The organism is Clostridium neonatale, assembly GCF_001458595.1.
Classification (GTDB): Bacteria; Bacillota; Clostridia; order Clostridiales; family Clostridiaceae; genus Clostridium; species Clostridium neonatale.
Map to the genome: position 1 here is coordinate 791,542 of NZ_LN890327.1, position 19,055 is coordinate 810,596.

Here is a 19,055-nt window from a genome sequence, read left to right on the forward strand (position 1 = left end):
TTCTTTGGCAGAGGCTGTTCCAAAATTGTTTGTCCAAAAACTTGCTTTATGGAGCAAACATTTTTGGGTGCATCCTCTGCCATTAGAATTTTTAGATGAAATTTCCCTACAATCGAGCATATCATATATTGGATTTCGGTTGTTATCCACTAAATTCTGATTCCACACAATATATTTATCTTCTATAATACAGATATTTTTTTTATCTTTCAAAAATGTAAGGTTAATGAAAGATACTTCAATATGAAAAAGCTATTAAATTGTTTAAAATAAACTTATAAGTTAGAAATAAATATGAGGGATGATTGTTATGAGAAAGAAAAAAATTAGTTATTCCTTATTAAGAATGCTTTTACAAAAGTAATTTTCAAAATTAGGAGGAATTAAAAAATGGAAAGTATTTTAAATGTAGTTAATATAGAAAAGTATTATGGAAATAAAGATAATGTAACAAAAGCTATTGATAATATAAGTTTTAGAGTTGAAAAAGGTGAATTTGTTGGAATAATGGGGCCATCAGGAAGTGGTAAAACAACACTTCTTAATTGCATATCTACAATAGACAATGTAACAACAGGCTCTATAGTTATTGATAATGATGATATTACAAGATTAAAAGGCAGAAAGTTAGAGGATTTCAGAAGAGAAAAATTGGGATTCATATTTCAAGATTTTAATTTGCTAGATACATTAACTGCTTTTGAAAATATATCATTAGCTCTTACTATTGCAGGGAAGAAGGGCAAAGAAGTTAAAAAATTAGTAGATAAAGCAGCTGATAGTCTTGATATTAAAGAAGTTCTTAATAAGTATCCATATCAGATGTCAGGTGGTCAAAAGCAAAGAGTTGCAGCAGCAAGAGCAATAGTAAATAATCCTAAATTAATTTTAGCTGATGAGCCAACTGGAGCATTAGATTCTAAGTCAGCAAGATTATTATTAAATTCTATTGAAAATTTGAACAAAGATCTAGAAGCAACTATTTTGATGGTAACACATGATGCCTTTACAGCTAGCTATGCAAATAGAATTTTATTTATAAAGGATGGAAAAATATTTAATGAACTTGTAAGGGGTGAAGACAGTAGAAAAGAATTTTTTAATAAAATTATTGATGTTGTAACTGTTCTTGGAGGTGAAAGTAAAGATGTACTTTAAAATGGCAGTAAATAATGTAAAAAAAAGTTTTAAAGATTATGCAGTTTACTTTTTGACATTAACATTTGCGGTATGTATATTTTATAGCTTTAATTCAATTAATTCACAAACAATGGTGGTAGAGATGAATTCATTGCAAAGAGATTATATAGATTTAATGAATCAATTTATGTCTATTTTATCAGTTGGTGTTTCTGTAATACTTGGAAGTTTAATAATATATGCAACAAACTTTTTGATAAAAAGAAGAAACAAAGAATTTGGAGTCTATATGACTCTTGGTATGAGAAAAAGATCAATGTCAATAATATTATTCTTTGAAACTTTATTTATAGGTTTAATATCTCTTGGAATTGGTTTAATACTAGGACTTATTTTGTCACAAGTTTTATCAGTATTTACAGCAAAATTATTTGATGTTGAGATGACTAAATATGTTTTTTCAATATCTATTGAGGCAATTGTAAAAACAGTAGTATATTTTGGAGTAATGTATGTAATTGTAATGATATTTAACATAATTGTTATATCGAAATATAAATTAATAGATCTGCTATATGTAAATAAAAAGAGTGAAAAAATAAAAATAAAAAATCCATATATATCAAGTATATTTTTACTTCTATCACTTATGCTTATTGGAATTGCGTATAAATGCATAACCATATCGGAATTAGATTTTTATACAATACAGTTTAAAATAGCAATTGCATTTGGAATTATAGGTACAATATTATTTTTTTATAGTGCTTCATCACTTATGATATTAATATTACAAAAGAATGATAATTTATATTTAAATGGATTAAACGCTTTTACAATTAAGCAGATTTCAAGTAAATTCAATACAAATTTTCTTTCGATGAGTGTAATATGTTTAATGTTATTAGTTACTATAGGAAGCTTAGCATCAGGATTAAGTGTAAAAAATTCCATGGAGCAGGGATTAGAGAAAAATACTCCAGTCGACGTATCAATTCTTTGGGAGAGTAATGATTCTAAAAATAATTTTAAAGATATTGATTTGTTAAAGGAAAGTGTAAAGAAATATGATCTTGATTTAAGTAAGATGAGATATTCCATTCTTTCAGCTTACTCAATAAATTTTGATTTAAAGAGCTTATTATATAACTATGCAGAGAGCGATGATAAACGTGAAATGCTTAATTACCCTATTGCGAGTCAGGCGGATTTTATAACTATATCAGATTATAATAATTTTAGAAAATTAAGAGATTTAGATCCAATAGTATTAAATGAAGATGAAGTTATAATAAGCAGTAACTATTCCTCTATGATTGATATGGTTAAAAATTATTTAGATAAAAATAAAAAAATAAAAATTGAAAATAAAGAATATAAGATAAAAAATGATAAATTGCTTGAAGAATCTTTTTTTAATATGCCAATTGCCATAAATGTTTTTTCTATAATTGTTCCAGATAATACTGTAAGTGAGAATAATAAGATTGCTGAAGCTTTAAATTTTAACATAGTAGGAGATAGTAAAGAAGAAGAGTTAGAAGGGATAATGGATAAATTGTTATTGGATAGAAATAACAATAGTAAGAAAGAAGATTTTTATATAGATGGATATACTCGTGAAATGTGTTATACAGAGAATAAAGGTTTATCTGCCATACTTCTATTTATAGCAATTTATATAGGAATAGTATTTCTTTTAGCAAGTGCAGCAGTATTATCACTTCAGCAGTTATGTGAATGTAATGATTCATTAGAGAGGTATATATCATTAAATAAAATTGGAGCAAGTAAGAAGATTATTAATAAAAGTATATTTAAGCAAGTATTAACCTTCTTTTTATTTCCATTAGCTTTAGCATTAGTACATTCTTATGTTGGAATAAAAACTGTAAATAGTTATCTTCTTGCATTAGGAGAAAGTAATAAAATTTATCCTATGTTAATCACAGCCTTAATATTAGTAATTGTATATGGTGGATATTTATATGCCACATATATATCTTATAAAAATGTAATAGATAATGAACTTAGTTAGAGGGAAAGATGGTTTATGTTAATATCATTATAATAAAAATTATAAAATTAATTATTTATATTATAAATTTACTAATTTAATAAAATAAGTTAAGTATATTAAGACAATTTATGTTTACGTATCTTTAAAGTATATTTTTAAAGATACGTTTTTTCTATTAAAATAACCAAAAATCTGATATTATTAGTTTTATATGGCATATTTGGATAAAATAAAAGTTTTATATATAACATGATAATTTTGAAAGTATAAAATAAATGAAACTAAGGAGTGAATTTTTGGTGAATGATTATACTAATATATTAGAAGTATATGAAATGTTTTTAGAAAACCTTCCATTTGCAGTATGGATTGAAGATATAGAGTTCAAAATATTGTATTTGAATAGTCTATATGAAAAGACGTATGGTGTAAAATATAATGAAGTAATTGGAAAAAGTAATGAAGAAGCATTTCCAAAAGATTTAGCTAAAATATATAATGATCAGATAAAAGAATGTATAACAGAAAATTCTAATGTATCAAAAGAGCTGAAGAAAAACTTTATAGAAAGAAACTTTTGGAGAAGAAAAGTTTTAAAAGTACAATTATGGAATCTTTACAGAAAAGCGTAGAGGAAAAGAGCTTGGAAACTAGGGAACATACTGAAAGAGTAACAGAATATGCACTAAACATAGGAAGGGTTATGAAGCTAAAAACTTCTGAATTAGATGAACTAATATTATCAGCAGAGCTTCATGATATGGGCAAAATTGCAATTAATGAAGAAATACTTTTGAAAAAGGGAAATCTTACAGATGAAGAATTTGAAATAATGAAAGCTCATGCAGAAAAAGGGGATAGAATAATAAATGCTTCTAGTGAACTTGTAAATGTAGCTAAATGTGTATTAGCACATCATGAAAAATATGATGGAACAGGGTATCCATTAGGATTAAAGGGGAAAGAGATACCTGTTATAGCAAGAATAATAAATGTGGCTGATTCTTATGATGTAATGACTCATGATAGAGTTTATAAAAAAGCTATAAAAAAAGATGATGCTATTAGAGAACTAAAAAGATGTTCAGGAAGTCAGTTTGATCCAGATATAGTTGAACATTTTATAAAACATATTAAATAAATATATGAAAAACATACATATATATATAAAGGTTATAAATATAGTACAGTTATGATTTGACAATCATTTTGTGTAGATATAAAATATCTTTTAGAGAAAAAAATAGAGGAGTGGTTATATATGATAAAAGAAAACGGTAATATTTCAATTGATACAGAGAATATATTTCCAATAATCAAAAAGTGGTTATACTCTGACAAAGACATTTTTATTAGAGAAGTTATAAGTAATGGTTGTGATGCAATCAGTAAATTTCAAAGACTAGTATCACTTGGAGAAGCTAAAGCGTCAGAAGATGAGGAATATAAAGTAGTAGTTTCAATTAATAAGGAAAAAGGAACTTTAAAATTCAGTGATAATGGTATTGGTATGACTGAAGAAGAAGTAAAGAAATATATTAATCAAGTTGCTTTTTCAGGTGCTACAGATTTCCTTGAAAAATATAAAGATAAGATGGATGAAGGTAAAGATATAATAGGACATTTTGGTCTTGGATTTTACTCAACATTTATGGTATCTACGAAAGTTCAAATAGATACATTATCTTTTAAAGATGGTGCTGAAGCAGTTAAATGGGTTTGCGAAGGCGGCACAGATTATGAAATTTCTTCTTCAGAAGACAGAAGTACAAGAGGTACTACAATTACATTATACATAAATGAAGAAGATAAAGAATTTTTAGAAGAATATAAAGTAAGAGAAATAATAACAAAATATTGTTCATTCTTACCCACAGAAATATATTTAGAAGATGAAAATAAACCAAAAGAAGAACCTAAATATGAAACTAAGAAAAAGGAAGATGGAACTGAATATCAAGAATTAGTTGAACCAGAAGCTCCAAAGCCTTTAAATGATACACATCCACTATGGATGAAAAAGCCAAATGAATGTACAGATGAAGAATATAAAGATTTCTACAGAAAAGTATTTATGGACTTTAATGAACCATTATTCTGGATTCATTTAAATGTTGATTATCCATTTAACTTAAAAGGAATCCTATACTTCCCTAAATTAACTCATGAAGTTGAAATAAGAGAAGGTCAAGTTAAATTATTTAATAACCAAGTATTCGTAGCAGATAATATAAAAGAAGTTATTCCAGAATTCTTGTTATTGTTAAAAGGAGTAATTGATTGTCCAGATCTACCTTTAAATGTATCAAGAAGTTTCCTTCAAAATGATAGAGATGTTGCTAAAATATCTAATCATATAATTAAGAAGGTTGCTGATAAGCTTGTTGATTTATTTAAAAACAGTAGAGAAGAATATAATAAGTTCTGGCCAGATATTCAAATATTCATTAAATATGGATGTTTAAGAGATGAGAAGTTCTATGATAAGATTAAAGATATAATCATATTCAAGAATCTAAAAGGTGAATTTGTAACATTAAAAGATTATCTTGAAGCAAATAAAGAAAAGCATGAAAATAAAGTTTTCTATGCAAATGATGAATTAAAGCAATCACAATATATTAAGATGTTTAAAGAATATGATTTAGATGCAGTAATATTAGATTGTACTTTAGATGATCATTTTATAACATTCCTTGAAATGCATGAAAATGGAGTTAAATTTAAGAGAATAGATTCAGATATATCTGAAACATTAGGATCAAAAACTGATGAAAATGATACTGAAGCTGTAGAAGCAAATAAGACAATAGAAGAAGTATTTAAAAATGCTCTTGGAGAAAATGCTCCTAAGATATCAGTTGAATCTCTTAAAAATGCTGAGACTCCAGCTATGATTTTAATCTCAGAAGAATCAAGAAGAATGGCTGAAATGAGTAAGATGTATGCTCAATCTGGAATGGGCTTTGCAGGAATGTTTAATGAAGAAAAGACTTTAGTTGTAAATAATAATAATAATATTGTTAAGAAACTTGCAGAAGTAGCTAAAGATGACTCTAAAAAAGATGATGTTAAATTTATTTGTGAACATATTTTAGACTTAGCTAAAATTGCAAACAAAGAATTAAACGCAGATGAAATGGATACATTCTTAAAGAGAAATAATGAATTATTGAGTAAAGTTATTTCACTATAATAAAAATCTTCTTTAAAAATAAGTAGTTGTTTGATTAATTTCAAATAACTACTTATTTTTTTATAAAATTTATTTTAAAACTTAAAAAACAACATAAATATTAAATATATTATATAAATGTTAAAAACATTATATATATATGATAATGATTAAAGTTTTTTTGTAGAATAAACGATAAAAATATATAATGGTCTGTTAATGAAATAGCAGAAATAATAGCAAATATGAAAAAATAATAATAGGATAAGGGGAATGATTATGAAAAACAAACAGGTAAAAATAAGTTTAAAACAAAAATTATTACTAGCCACATTACCATTAACTTTAGTTTTGGTAGTTGGATTATTGATTTTTTCATACACTTTAAATAAAAATTCAATAATAACTTATAGCAAGGAAATTTTGCAAGCAAAGACTGATGAAAAAACTAAAACAATAGAAAATGAAGTAGGAGGAAAAATTTCTATATTAGAATCTATAGGACAAGCTATAGAAGAAAATGGTTATAGTAAAAATTATATAGAATCATTATCTGGCAGCTTTGGGTTAGAAAGTGGAATATATCTTTGTACATTAGATGGAGAATATATGGATTCTACAGGATACATACCAGAAGTAGATCCAAAAACAAGAGATTGGTATAAAGAAGGAAGAGAGCATAAAGAAAAATTTGAGCTAGGGCAAGTTTATAAAGATGTAGATACTGGAAAACAAATAGTTACGGCAAGCAGAACTCTTAAAGATGGAACTATAATTTGTGCAGATATTTTTTTAGATGAATTAAGTAAAGAAATATCTGAAACAAAGGTCCTTGATAATGGAAAAGTGTTGTTGATGGATAAAACAGATAATAGCATAATAGCATATGAAAACACAGAATATATAGGTAATAGTATACAAAAGTTCAATGATTTTTCACTTGAAGAAGCTATAAAAAATAGTAGCCCTGCTGAAGTTGGAGAATATACAGTTGAAAGTAAAGATGTTGAAGGTACAAACTGGGCATTAGTTAGTTTTATACAAACTGATATATTACTTAGTGATTTAGATAAAACTATTACTCGTATGTTTAGTTCAGCTATTTTATGTATGATAATTATAGGGGGATTACAATGGAGACTTTTATCAACTATAACTAAACCTGTACAAAACGTTACAAATGCATTAACAGATATGATTAGTGGAGATTTAACAATAGAAGTTGAAACTAGAAGTAACGATGAATTAGGATTAATGGCTAATACATTAAGAAAATATTCAAGAAGTATGAGAGAAAAAGTGGGTACATTTATAAGTACATCAAATACATTAAAACAAAAGAGTAAAGAAGGAAATTTACTTGTAGATACACTTCAAAATGAAGCAATGACTCAGTCACAATCTATGAGTGAATTAAAAGAGACTATGACGCAAATAGCAACAAGTGTATCTGATGTTGCAGAAAGTACTGTAAGTTTATCAGAATCAATGGAAGAGTGTTCTGAGTTAGGCGATAATATAAATGAAAGAGTAAGTTCTACTATTGAGATATCAAATGCAAGTAAAATAGCAATGAATGAATTAGATCAGGTTATGAGACAAATAAAGCAATCAACCAACACACTTGAATTAAATATTAATACAGTAATAGATGCTAATAAGGAAATGAAGAGCATTATAGAGTTAATAAAGGGAATTGCAGAGCAGACTAATTTACTGTCATTAAATGCAAGTATTGAAAGTGCGAGGGCTGGGGAAGCAGGTAAAGGTTTTTCAGTTGTTGCTAATGAAATAAGAAAATTAGCAGAAAGAAGTAATTCTGCTGTTGATGATATAACTGAATTAATAAATAATATTAATAATAATTTAAATGATACAAGTGAGGCAACTAGAGAAAGCGTTGAATGTGTTAATTCAAGCAAAGATGTAGTTACTAAAACTTTAGAAACATTTGAAAAAATTATTAATGCAGTTGAAATGACTGGTAAAAATAGTAAAATAATTAAAGAAAAAATAGCATCATGTACACAAATAGCTACAAATATTGCAGCTATTTCAGAAGAACAAAGTGCAGGGGTTGAAGAGGTATTAGCCACAGTTGAGACATTAACAGAATCAGCTAATTCTATAGCAGTTAGCAGTGATAGGTTAAAAGACGACTCTGATGATACTTATGCTATAAGTGAAACTTTATATAATTCTGTACAGGATTTTAAGGTCGAGTAAAGTAAGATAATATAATTTATATACGTATAATTTATAGATATTTTTATATAGTTATTAATTTATTATCATAATTATAAAATTATAATCATAAAGTAATACTGAGTAATAAATAATGTACAATTTTCCAAAGTAATTTATAGTTGTTGAGAATTTAGCCTAACAATGGTATAATTACTAGGGAAAATTTCAAATGGAGGAATTTCATCAATGAAACATATTAAGACAATAAACAGACCAAACATCAAAAATAGTTTATGCAAACCAGGATGTAAAGAATGTGCAAATTCTTGCCAATCAGCTTGTAAGACTTCTTGCACAGTTGCAAACTTAGAATGTGAAAACTAATTTTGACCAAGCAGTAACTGGAAGTTGCTGCTTCATTTATGTTTTAGGTTTAAATTAAAGAAGTATAATTTTAGAGTTTAAAATAATGGGAGACTTTATTTATTATTAGGAGGATGCGTGATGAGTTTAATACATAAATTCAAACAAGACGGAAACTATTTTGTTTTAGATGTGAATACAGGTGCAGTTCATATTGTAGATGAAATGGTGTATGATATTTTAGATGATGATAAATTAAGAAATAAATCAGAAATATTAAGAGATCTAGTGGCTAAATATGATGAAGAAGAATTATCAGAAGCTTATGATGAAATACAAGAATTAGCTGAAGGTGGAATACTATATTCTGAAGATGCGTATGAAGAAATAGCTCATAGTTCAATGGATGATAGGGACTATATAAAAGCTATTTGTTTAAATGTTATTCATGGATGTAATTTAAGATGTAAGTATTGCTTTGCTGATGAAGGTGATTACCATGGACATGGTGGTGTTATGAGTGTTGAGACGGCTAAAAAAGCAATTGACTATGTAATTAAAAGAAGTGGACCAAGAAAAAATATCGAAATAGATTTATTTGGTGGAGAACCAACGTTAATCATGGATAAGATTAAAGAAATCATTCAATATGCTAGAGATAATGAAGCTAAGTGGAATAAGAATATAAGATTCACAATGACTACTAATGCCACTCTTTTAAATCCAGAAATGATGGATTATATGGATAAAGAAATGGGAAATATAATTCTTTCATTAGACGGAAGAAAGTGTGTTAATGATAATGTTAGAATAAAAGCTGATAACAGCGGATCTTATGATGATATAGTTCCCAATATTAAAGAAATGATAAAAAGAAGAACACCAGGGAAAACTTATTATGTAAGAGGTACATTTACTAGGGATAATACAGATTTTTATGAAGATGTTATGGCGATGGTAAATGAAGGATTTAGAGAATTATCAATAGAACCTGTTGTTTTAGAAGATGGTCATCCATTATCACTTAGAGAAGAAGATTTACCACAAATATTTGAAAATTATGATAAATTATATCATGAAATGAAGAGAAGAAAGCAAGAAGGCGATGAATTCAAATTCTATCATTTTAATATAGATCTTCAAGGTGGTCCATGTGTATATAAGAGAATATCAGGCTGTGGAGCAGGTTTTGAATATGTGGCTATTACTCCACAGGGAGAAGTATATCCATGTCATCAATTTGTAGGTAAAGAAGAATTTAAACTTGGTGATATTTATGAAGATACTTTCAATAGTGATCTTGCTAAGAAATTTAAATTATCACATATTTATAATAAGCCAAAATGTAGAGAATGTTGGGCAAGATTCTACTGTAGTGGTGGATGCCAGGCTAATAATGTAAACTTTAATGGTGATATGAATATTCCATATGAAATTGGATGTAAAATGCAAAAGAAGAGAATTGAGTGTGCAATTGCTCTTAAAGCTGTAGAATAAACATATAGGATGTACTGAGTTTAGAGTGAATAACCGAAATAAAGCTGTCAGATTCTGCTCGCTTGCTACAAAAATGAAACTAAGAATTCAAACATCAATGATTGTGCCCAAAACCGTTTGCTCCGATTAAGCAATTTGACAAACAATTTTGGAACAATCATTTATGTAAGAATTCTAAAGTTTCATTTTTGAATGCAAGTCTTTGCAGAACATGATAGCTTTATTTCTTTGTTTCAGATGAACTCATAGTATCCATATTATTGTTGTTGTAATTATAATTATTTTGAGATTAAGAAATAGTTGTTTATATACGCTAAAGATTTAAAAAAGTAATATTTTATCATCTATTAAAAGATATAAATAAAGATGGGCCATACTGCTAGGTTCGTACCTCATCAAGCATTATATGCCAAAGAGTAGCTATACTGCAATTCGGTTATTTTCCACTAAACTTTGATTTTACGTCAATTATTTATGTTATATAGTAGTCTTTAGTTTTTTATTAGTATTTTTTGAAAGTAAAAATTAAATAGCTTCATAAATTATGATAAAATATAAAGGAATTTATAAATATCAGGAGACAAAAATGAGAGAATATATTTTAAAAAACAATTTAAAGTTGATATATAAGAAAGCAGAAAGTGAACTATCATCAATTTGTATATCATTAAATGCAGGTGCAGGAGTTGAAAAAGGCAAGCTTGGGTTAGCTCATGCAACAGAGCACATGTTATATAAGGGAACTGAAAAAAGAAATGAAGCTCAAATTAATAAAGAATTAAGTAGCATATTTGGATTTCAAAATGCTATGACCAATTATCCATATGTTATTTATTATGGTACATTGTTAAGTGAAGATTTAGAAAAAGGAATAGAGATATTTTCAGATATAATTATAAGACCTGCATTTCCAGTTGAAGGCTTTAAAGAAGAAATGGATATAATAAAAGAAGAACTTAATGAGTGGGATGAGGAGCTTGAACAATACTGTGAAGATAAGTTATTCTTTAACTGTTTTAATGAAAGAAGAATTAAACATCCTATAATAGGAACTAAAGAAAGCTTAAATAGTATAACTTTAATGGACATAAAAGAATTTTATGTTGAAAATTATTTCCCGGAAAATACTTCGATTGTGGTAATTTCATCAAAATCATTTGAAGAAGTAAAAGATATAGTAGTAAAACATTTTGAACAGTGGAATAAAAGGAAATTAAATAGAGAAGAAGAGAAATATATAATAGAATATGATAAATTAGTAACAAGAAGATTTAATGATAAAAGAGATGGAATAAAAACATGCAAGGTTCAAATGGTCTTTCCAATTGATATGTTAAATCATAATGAAACAAAATTATTAAAAGTATTTAATGAATATTTTTGTGAAGGGGTAAACTCATTATTATACGATACTTTAAGAACTAAAAATGGTCTCATATATGATGTTATAGCAAGTATAAATAATGAGAATTATATTAAATTATATAAAATAATGTTTACTACTTCCAAAGAAAATGTTGATAAATGTATTGAACTTGTAAATAATTGCATAAACAATTTGGAGCATTATAAAATAAATATAAATAAACAAGATATTAATGGATTTGTTAAAGCTTTAAAAATAAAAAGATTATTTAAAGAAGAAAAAAGCATAATACTAGCTAAAGAACTTGCAGTTTATGATACAATGTTTGGTGACTATAATATATATGTAGATGAATTAAATAATTTATCAGAAATATATAAAGAAGAAGTTTTTAAAGTAGCTGAAAAAGTACTTAAAGCTTCAAGTGTACAAGTTATTTGTTAATTTCTATAAATTAAAATAAAGGGGAATTTTATGAATACACCATTATTATTAAAGGAATTATTAAAATATAATGATGAAAATAATTTAATACTTTCTATGCCGGGAAATAAATGTGGACTAGGATTTACAAAGGATGATATAGGAAGAGAGTTCTTAAGAAGAATGGGAAAGCTAGACATAACAGAAGTAGATCCATTAGATAATTTACATTGTCCAGAAGGTGTGATTAAGCTAGCTCAAGAAGCTCTAGCCAAAACGTATAATAGCAAAAAGGCATATTTTTTAGTCAATGGAAGTTCAAGCGGAAATTTAACTGCAATTTTTTCTGAATTCAATGAAGGTGATGAAGTAATTGTTGAGAGAAATTGCCATAAATCAATTTATAATGGATTAATTTTAAGAAAGCTTAAAGTTATATATATTGAACCTGTAATTGACAAAAAGAATGGAATATTTCTACCTGTAAGCAAAGAAAATATATATTCATCATTAAAAAAGTGCAAAAATCCTAAAGGAATAATATTAACATATCCTAATTATTTTGGTATTACTTATGATATTGAAGATGTATTGGTTGATATGAAGAAAAAGGGAATTGCAACAATTATAGATTGTGCACATGGAGCTCATTTTAATTTTAGTAATAGACTACCTAAATCTATAACAAACATAGGTGATTATATTGTGCTTAGTGCTCATAAAACATTGCCAGCACTTACTCAAGGAGCATATCTATTAGTAAATAAAGAAAATGAAAACTTAGAATTTTATTTAAAGGCATTTATGACTACGTCTCCATCATATTTAATTATGGCATCACTTGATTATGCAAGATATTATTTAGATGAATATGGAAGTGGTGACTATGAAGAGTTAATAAATAGAGCAGAGTATTGGAAAAAGAAAATTAATGATTTACATAAGGTAATAATAACATCTAAAGAAGATCTTGCATTTAAAAACTATCAAATAGATTTAACACGATATTTAATGATTTTACCAAAAGGATATAATGGTAATGAATTATTATTATATTTAAGAAAATGCAATATACAAGCTGAAATGAGTTTTTCACGAGGTGTAGTTTTAATATTATCACCTTTCAATAATGATAAAGATTTTGAAATCATATATAATGCAATTTTAAATTTGGATATGGGAGTATTAAGAGGAAAAATTGAAGAGTGTTATGATTTAGATATTCCACAAAAAGTATTAGAACCATATGAAGTATTTAATAAAGAAGGTGAATATTTAGAATATGATAAGTGTGAAGATAAAATTGCTAAAGAAGCAATAATACCATACCCCCCAGGAATTCCAATGATTTGTGCAGGAGAAAAAATAACCAGAAAAAGTATAAATATAATTAAAGATTATATAGAGAATAATAAAGATATATTAGGTATTAAATGTGGAAAAGTCAATGTAATAAAAGAAATCTTCTAAAATTTTAATTTTAGAAGATTTTTTAATTTGTTAATTTAAAATACGATGGAAACATGCGAAATTAACAGTAATACAAAATTATATGTTATCAATTAATAGATTTCTATTAATTAAATATTAAACTGGCAAAATATAGACTGCATTTCGATGAAAATATCTAAAACAAGGTTGTCTTTATTAATTAATTATAATATTATATACCTATTATTAAACTTATTTATAAAACTAATGATAAAAAACGACATAAAGGAGAAATATGATGGAAGAAAAGAGGGAGCAGTGGGGGTCTAAATTAGGATTTATATTGGCAGCAGTAGGGTCAGCAGTAGGATTAGGTAATATATGGAGGTTTCCTTATGTAGCATATACAAATGGTGGAGGAGCATTTTTAGTTCCATACTTTTTTGCAATATTTACAGCAGGAATCCCTTTATTAATATTAGAATATGGAATGGGACATAAATATAAAGGTTCAACGCCACTTGCTATAGCAAGAACCAATAAAAAATGGGAATGGCTTGGATGGTGGCCAACTATAAGTGCATTTATGATATTAGGTTATTATTCAATGATATTAAGCTGGGCAGTAAACTATTTTACTTTTAGTTTTTCAAAAAAATGGGGAAATGATTCAAATGCATTTTTCCACAATGATTTCTTACAACTAACATCCTCACCATTTGAATTTGGGAAAATGGTATGGCCGATTTTATTAGGAATAGCTTTTATATGGGCTATAAACTGGTTTATATGTTATAAGGGTGTTAAAGGTGGAATAGAAAAAGCAAGTAAAATTCTATTACCAACATTAATAACAATAATGATTATAATTGCAATTAGAGCAGTTACTCTAAATGGAGCAACTACAGGATTGAATACATTATTTACACCTGATTGGTCAATGGTAATGAAACCAAAGGTATGGGTAGCAGCATATGGGCAAGTATTCTTTTCATTAAGTTTAGCTATGGGAATAATGATGACTTATTCAAGCTACTTACCGAAAAAGACTGATATAAATAATAGTGCTTTTATGACTGCGTTTGCAAACTGTGGATTTGAATTTTTATCAGCAATAGCTGTTTTTGCAATACTTGGATATATGGCTACTTCTCAAAACTTACCAATGTCTGAAGTTGTTTCAAGTGGAGTAGGGCTTGCATTTGTTGTTTTCCCTAAAGTATTTAGTACTATGGGGGGGGGAGGAACTATATTAGGTTCGTTATTCTTCTTATGCTTGATATTTGCAGGAATAACATCTTCAGTATCATTAACAGAGGCAGTTGCAGCACCATTTAGTGATAAATTCGGAATTGAAAAGAATAAAATGGTCACAATAATTTGCGTTATTGGATTTATAATAAGTTCTGTTTTTGCAACAGGTGCAGGATTATACTTATTAGATATAATTGATAATTTCATTAATAACTACGGAATAGTAGTTGTTGGATTACTTGAAGTCTTATTAATAGGATGGATAGTAAAACCTAAGAAAATCAGAGAACATACTAATGAAATTTCATACTTTAAGATAGGTAGTTGGTGGGATCTAACTATAAAATATTTAACACCAGCAATATTAATATTTATGTTAATACAAAGTATATTTACAGAAATAAAAAATCCATATGGTGGATATCCAATGTTATCATTACTATTATATGGATGGTCTATAATAGGAATTGGTGTAATAGGAGCATTATTACTGGCTAAGAGACCGTGGAAAGATAAGTAAATATAAAGTTTAAACTTTAAAGAATATAAAATAAAAGATAGGGGATTGTCACACGAAATAGAATTCGTAAACCAATTAACAATTTACAATGCTCAATGAAGGATGAAAAACTTTCAGTTTTTCTAATATTATAATTAAAAGTCGAAGACTTTTTTCCTTCATTGAAAATTGATTATTGATAACTGAGAATTGTTAGACAAATTATAATTTGTAATGTAAATATAATGTGTTACAACTTATTAAGTGTAATAGCTAAATAAAATAATGGAGGTGTTAAAATGACAACGTCAGCAATAATAGTTTTTGGGCTTGGAGCCACAGTTTTATGGGGTGGTCTTATACTAACATTAGGAATTACTTTATATAATGAAAAGAAACAAGCAGAAAATATTTAAATTATCTAAGTCATGAACAGTTTAGTTGTTAATATATATTATAGTTATAGGGGGTGATACCAGTAGCCCGAAATAACGACTTTAATACATCATATGATGAAGAAGAATATAACAATAATGATAACGAAAATGACGAAGGAACAGAAGAAAGTATACCAGGATTGGATGAATTTGATACTAGACTTTTAAATATTCAGGCTTCTGCTTTGCTGGTTATAATATTAGGTTATGTTCTAGAATATATATCTACATTACAAGCAATAGAAGTAATTAAAATAAGACAGAACAATGATGAATCAGAATTTGAGCCGGATCCAGATATTGCATTGTTATTAGGATCTCAGCTTGAAGTAATCGCACAAGCAGTACTAGTTCAAGTTTCAAAAATTCAATATAGGAATACTCCACTTCATTTTAGAACAGGTAATTTAAATGCAGCGAGATCAGCCAACTTTGAGATATTGCTTGGTGATATAGTTGAAATGATTGCATACCTAATTACTCTTTTTGGAGTTAGAAAGATATATGCAATAAATCATAATGGACCTGTTTATGGAGTTTAGGAACTATTGTTTAGCAAATTTAGAAACGTGCTGGAAGTGTGGAAAATTAAAAAATAAATTCAATACTAAAAAATGAACAGAATATCTTTTTAGAATAAGTTTTTGAAAGATATTCTGTTTTCTTTATATAGTTCAATAAAAAAATTGTAATAGTTGTAAACTTATTATAAAATATAATCAGTAAGTACATAGTAACAAAAGGGGAATGGATGAAAAGATGAGAAAAATAATATTAAGTGGTTTTATTGTTATATTGAGTTTAAGTTTAATATCATGTAATAATTCATCTGACAAGGAAGCAGCAGAAAGTAATAAATCAACTAGAAAAGATTTAAAAACATATTTCATAACAACAAGTAAAGAAGAAAATACAGCTTCTAATTGGGTATTTGGAGAATCTAATGAAAATCCACTTGAAGAAAAAGAAAATACAAATAAAAGAGAAAATGTTGTGACAGGAAATAATAAAAACAAACCAGCAGAAAATAATATGGCAGCATCAAAACCTCAGAATACCACTACTAATAGTAACACTAATAATAGTAGCACTACTACTAATAATAACAACAATTCTTCACCGGATCCTAATTATAATATGAATGATATTATTCCAGGTCCAGATGATGAAACTTTTAATCCTATAGATTCTAGTGCAAATCCAAATGATATAGTATCTGATCCTTATGCAAATGAAGAAGAGGATAGTAGTGATGATGAAAATGGTTATAAAGAAGCTGAAGATAGGACTTTTGGAAATGAGCCAGATTAAGAATTAATAGGTACATATTAATAAATTTGAAAAAAACACGGTTATTTATTGATATTATGCATTAAATAGCTGTGTTTTATTATATATATAATTAAAGAAGGTTGGATTTATAAATGTTTTTATGTTAGAATGTTAATATTATACATTAGATTTATTTATAGTGAGGGGGACTTTAAAAGATGAGTATTGCACCAGATATAACTTTTTCTGAAATTATACCAGACATATTAAAGCTGAAGGATATATGTGTGGAAAACAGTACAATTGAAAAGAAGTTGTATATAGAAAAGAAAGTAAATAGAGGACTCCGTGATGTAAATGGTAAAGGAGTTCTTACAGGCCTTACTGAAATATCAGAGATTTATTCTAAAATAATTGTTGATGGTAAAGAAGTTCCCTGTGATGGGAAACTTTTTTATAGAGGAATTGATATAGAAAAATTAGTTGAAGGCTTTGTAAAAGAAAAAAGATTTGGTTTTGAAGAAGTTTCATATCTTTTAATAATGGGAAAGCTCCCTAATAAAGAAGAATTAAATGGATTCAATGAGATACTAGGAAGATATAGGTCTTTACCACCTAGTTTTGTAAGAGATGTAATAATGAAAGCTCCAAGCTTAAATATGATGAATGCTCTAGCAAGAAGTGTACTAACATTATATTCATATGATGATAAAGCTGATGATATTTCTGTGGAAAATGTAATGCGCCAATGTCTATCACTTACAGCTCAATTTCCATTATTATCAGTTTATGGTTATCAAGCTTATGATCATTACTATAATGGAAATAGCTTAATTATTCATACACCTCAGCCAGAGTTATCAACAGCTGAAAATATTCTCTATATGCTTAGATCAGATAGTAAATATACTGAACTTGAAGCAAGAATTCTTGATATAGCTTTAGTTATTCATGCAGAACATGGTGGTGGAAATAATTCTACATTTACAACACATGTTGTTTCATCATCAGGTACTGATACGTATTCAGCAATATCAGCAGCATTGGGATCTTTAAAAGGTCCAAAGCATGGTGGAGCAAATATAAAAGTAGTTGAAATGTTTAATGATATGAAGAAGAATATAAGAAATTGGAATGATGAAGATGAAGTAAGAAAATATTTAAAAGCTTTACTTCATAAAGAGGCTTTTGATAAGGCAGGATTAATCTATGGTATGGGACATGCTATATATTCCTTATCTGATCCAAGAGCAAAAATATTTAAAAGCTTTGTAAAAAGTTTGTCAGAAGAAAAGGGTTTGACAGAAGAATATGCTTTATATTCATTAGTTGAAAAATTAGCACCTGATGTAATTATGGAAGAAAGAAAAACATATAAAGGAGTAAGTGCAAATGTTGATTTTTATAGTGGATTTGTATATAGTATGTTGGATCTTCCATTAGAACTTTATACACCAATATTTGCAATAGCTCGTATAGCAGGATGGAGTGCTCATAGAATAGAGGAATTAATTAACGCTGATAAAATAATAAGACCAGCATACGAGAACGTTAGTAAACGTAAGGAATATATACCAATAAAAGAAAGAAAATAAAAAATATGTATCAAATTAAAGCTAAATTAAATAAAATAATAAAGTGATTAAATCATGTTACGATAAAATTAATTATAAGGGTAATATTTAGAGAAGGTCAAGGAGGTGGAAAAAATGGAAAAAGCATCCATTGAATCACCAGAATATGTGTTTAATACATGGCTAAAAGAGAAATGTAATGAAAGTGAAATGATAGTTGTTAATGATATTCCATTTCTTGTTGATGATTGTATTGAAATTCTAAAGGGGAATATAATCTATGCAGAAAAGAATATTAACCAGCTAATAGTTAAAACAGAAGATGATATGAGGTACATATTAGAAGAGTTTTTATAAAATATAGTTTATTTAAAATCATAACCTAATTGAATTCTATTAATCAGATTCAATTAGGTT

16 protein-coding genes are annotated in these 19,055 nt (G+C 27.1%); all 16 read left to right on the forward strand.

Going from position 1 to position 19,055, the window contains the following annotated elements; genetic code table 11:
- Window positions 1-390 precede the first annotated feature (390 nt).
- Window positions 391-1,158, forward strand: a complete 768-nt coding sequence (locus BN2920_RS06890) for an ABC transporter ATP-binding protein (RefSeq protein WP_058294270.1) — start codon at window positions 391-393, stop codon at window positions 1,156-1,158.
- The gene (locus BN2920_RS06895; protein WP_058294271.1) at window positions 1,148-3,178 is read left to right on the forward strand and encodes an FtsX-like permease family protein; all 2,031 of its coding nucleotides are present in this window, start codon (window positions 1,148-1,150) and stop codon (window positions 3,176-3,178) included. The genes BN2920_RS06890 and BN2920_RS06895 overlap by 11 nt, the downstream gene beginning before the upstream one ends.
- Window positions 3,179-3,459: 281 nt before the next feature.
- Window positions 3,460-3,792: a PAS domain S-box protein gene (locus tag BN2920_RS21265; RefSeq protein WP_058294272.1), complete on the forward strand. Its 333-nt coding sequence runs from the start codon at window positions 3,460-3,462 to the stop codon at window positions 3,790-3,792.
- Window positions 3,768-4,301, forward strand: a complete 534-nt coding sequence (locus BN2920_RS21270; RefSeq protein ID WP_058294273.1) for an HD-GYP domain-containing protein — start codon at window positions 3,768-3,770, stop codon at window positions 4,299-4,301. Before BN2920_RS21265 ends, BN2920_RS21270 begins: the two co-directional genes overlap by 25 nt.
- A 120-nt stretch (window positions 4,302-4,421) precedes the next feature.
- Window positions 4,422-6,356 (forward strand): molecular chaperone HtpG, encoded by a 1,935-nt coding sequence (gene htpG / locus BN2920_RS06910; protein WP_058294274.1) that lies wholly within the window; start codon window positions 4,422-4,424, stop codon window positions 6,354-6,356.
- Window positions 6,357-6,614: 258 nt separating this feature from the next.
- Window positions 6,615-8,561: a methyl-accepting chemotaxis protein gene (locus BN2920_RS06915; protein WP_058294275.1), complete on the forward strand. Its 1,947-nt coding sequence runs from the start codon at window positions 6,615-6,617 to the stop codon at window positions 8,559-8,561.
- A 207-nt stretch (window positions 8,562-8,768) separates the two neighbouring features.
- Window positions 8,769-8,906: a six-cysteine ranthipeptide SCIFF gene (gene scfA, locus BN2920_RS06920; protein WP_058294276.1), complete on the forward strand. Its 138-nt coding sequence runs from the start codon at window positions 8,769-8,771 to the stop codon at window positions 8,904-8,906.
- A 120-nt stretch (window positions 8,907-9,026) separates the two neighbouring features.
- Entirely contained in the window at window positions 9,027-10,382 is a 1,356-nt protein-coding gene (gene scfB / locus BN2920_RS06925) for a thioether cross-link-forming SCIFF peptide maturase (RefSeq protein WP_058294277.1), read from the forward strand.
- Between the two features lie 586 nt (window positions 10,383-10,968).
- Window positions 10,969-12,192 (forward strand): M16 family metallopeptidase, encoded by a 1,224-nt coding sequence (locus BN2920_RS06930; protein WP_058294278.1) that lies wholly within the window; start codon window positions 10,969-10,971, stop codon window positions 12,190-12,192.
- A gap of 30 nt (window positions 12,193-12,222) precedes the next feature.
- Complete coding sequence (locus BN2920_RS06935) at window positions 12,223-13,641, forward strand: aminotransferase class I/II-fold pyridoxal phosphate-dependent enzyme (protein WP_058294279.1); 1,419 nt, start codon at window positions 12,223-12,225, stop codon at window positions 13,639-13,641.
- A 259-nt stretch (window positions 13,642-13,900) separates the two neighbouring features.
- Entirely contained in the window at window positions 13,901-15,376 is a 1,476-nt protein-coding gene (locus BN2920_RS06940; RefSeq protein WP_058294280.1) for a sodium-dependent transporter, read from the forward strand.
- Window positions 15,377-15,654: 278 nt separating this feature from the next.
- Window positions 15,655-15,771 (forward strand): MetS family NSS transporter small subunit, encoded by a 117-nt coding sequence (locus tag BN2920_RS21275; RefSeq protein WP_141443162.1) that lies wholly within the window; start codon window positions 15,655-15,657, stop codon window positions 15,769-15,771.
- A gap of 53 nt (window positions 15,772-15,824) precedes the next feature.
- Window positions 15,825-16,334, forward strand: coding sequence for a hypothetical protein (locus BN2920_RS06945; RefSeq protein WP_058294281.1), 510 nt, complete (start codon window positions 15,825-15,827; stop codon window positions 16,332-16,334).
- Between the two features lie 217 nt (window positions 16,335-16,551).
- Window positions 16,552-17,103 carry a hypothetical protein gene (locus BN2920_RS06950; RefSeq protein WP_058294282.1) on the forward strand — a complete coding sequence of 184 codons (552 nt, stop codon included), beginning with the start codon at window positions 16,552-16,554 and terminating at the stop codon, window positions 17,101-17,103.
- A gap of 179 nt (window positions 17,104-17,282) precedes the next feature.
- Complete coding sequence (locus BN2920_RS06955; protein ID WP_058294283.1) at window positions 17,283-18,659, forward strand: citrate/2-methylcitrate synthase; 1,377 nt, start codon at window positions 17,283-17,285, stop codon at window positions 18,657-18,659.
- A gap of 114 nt (window positions 18,660-18,773) precedes the next feature.
- Window positions 18,774-18,995, forward strand: coding sequence for a hypothetical protein (locus BN2920_RS06960; RefSeq protein ID WP_058294284.1), 222 nt, complete (start codon window positions 18,774-18,776; stop codon window positions 18,993-18,995).
- Window positions 18,996-19,055 lie beyond the last annotated feature (60 nt).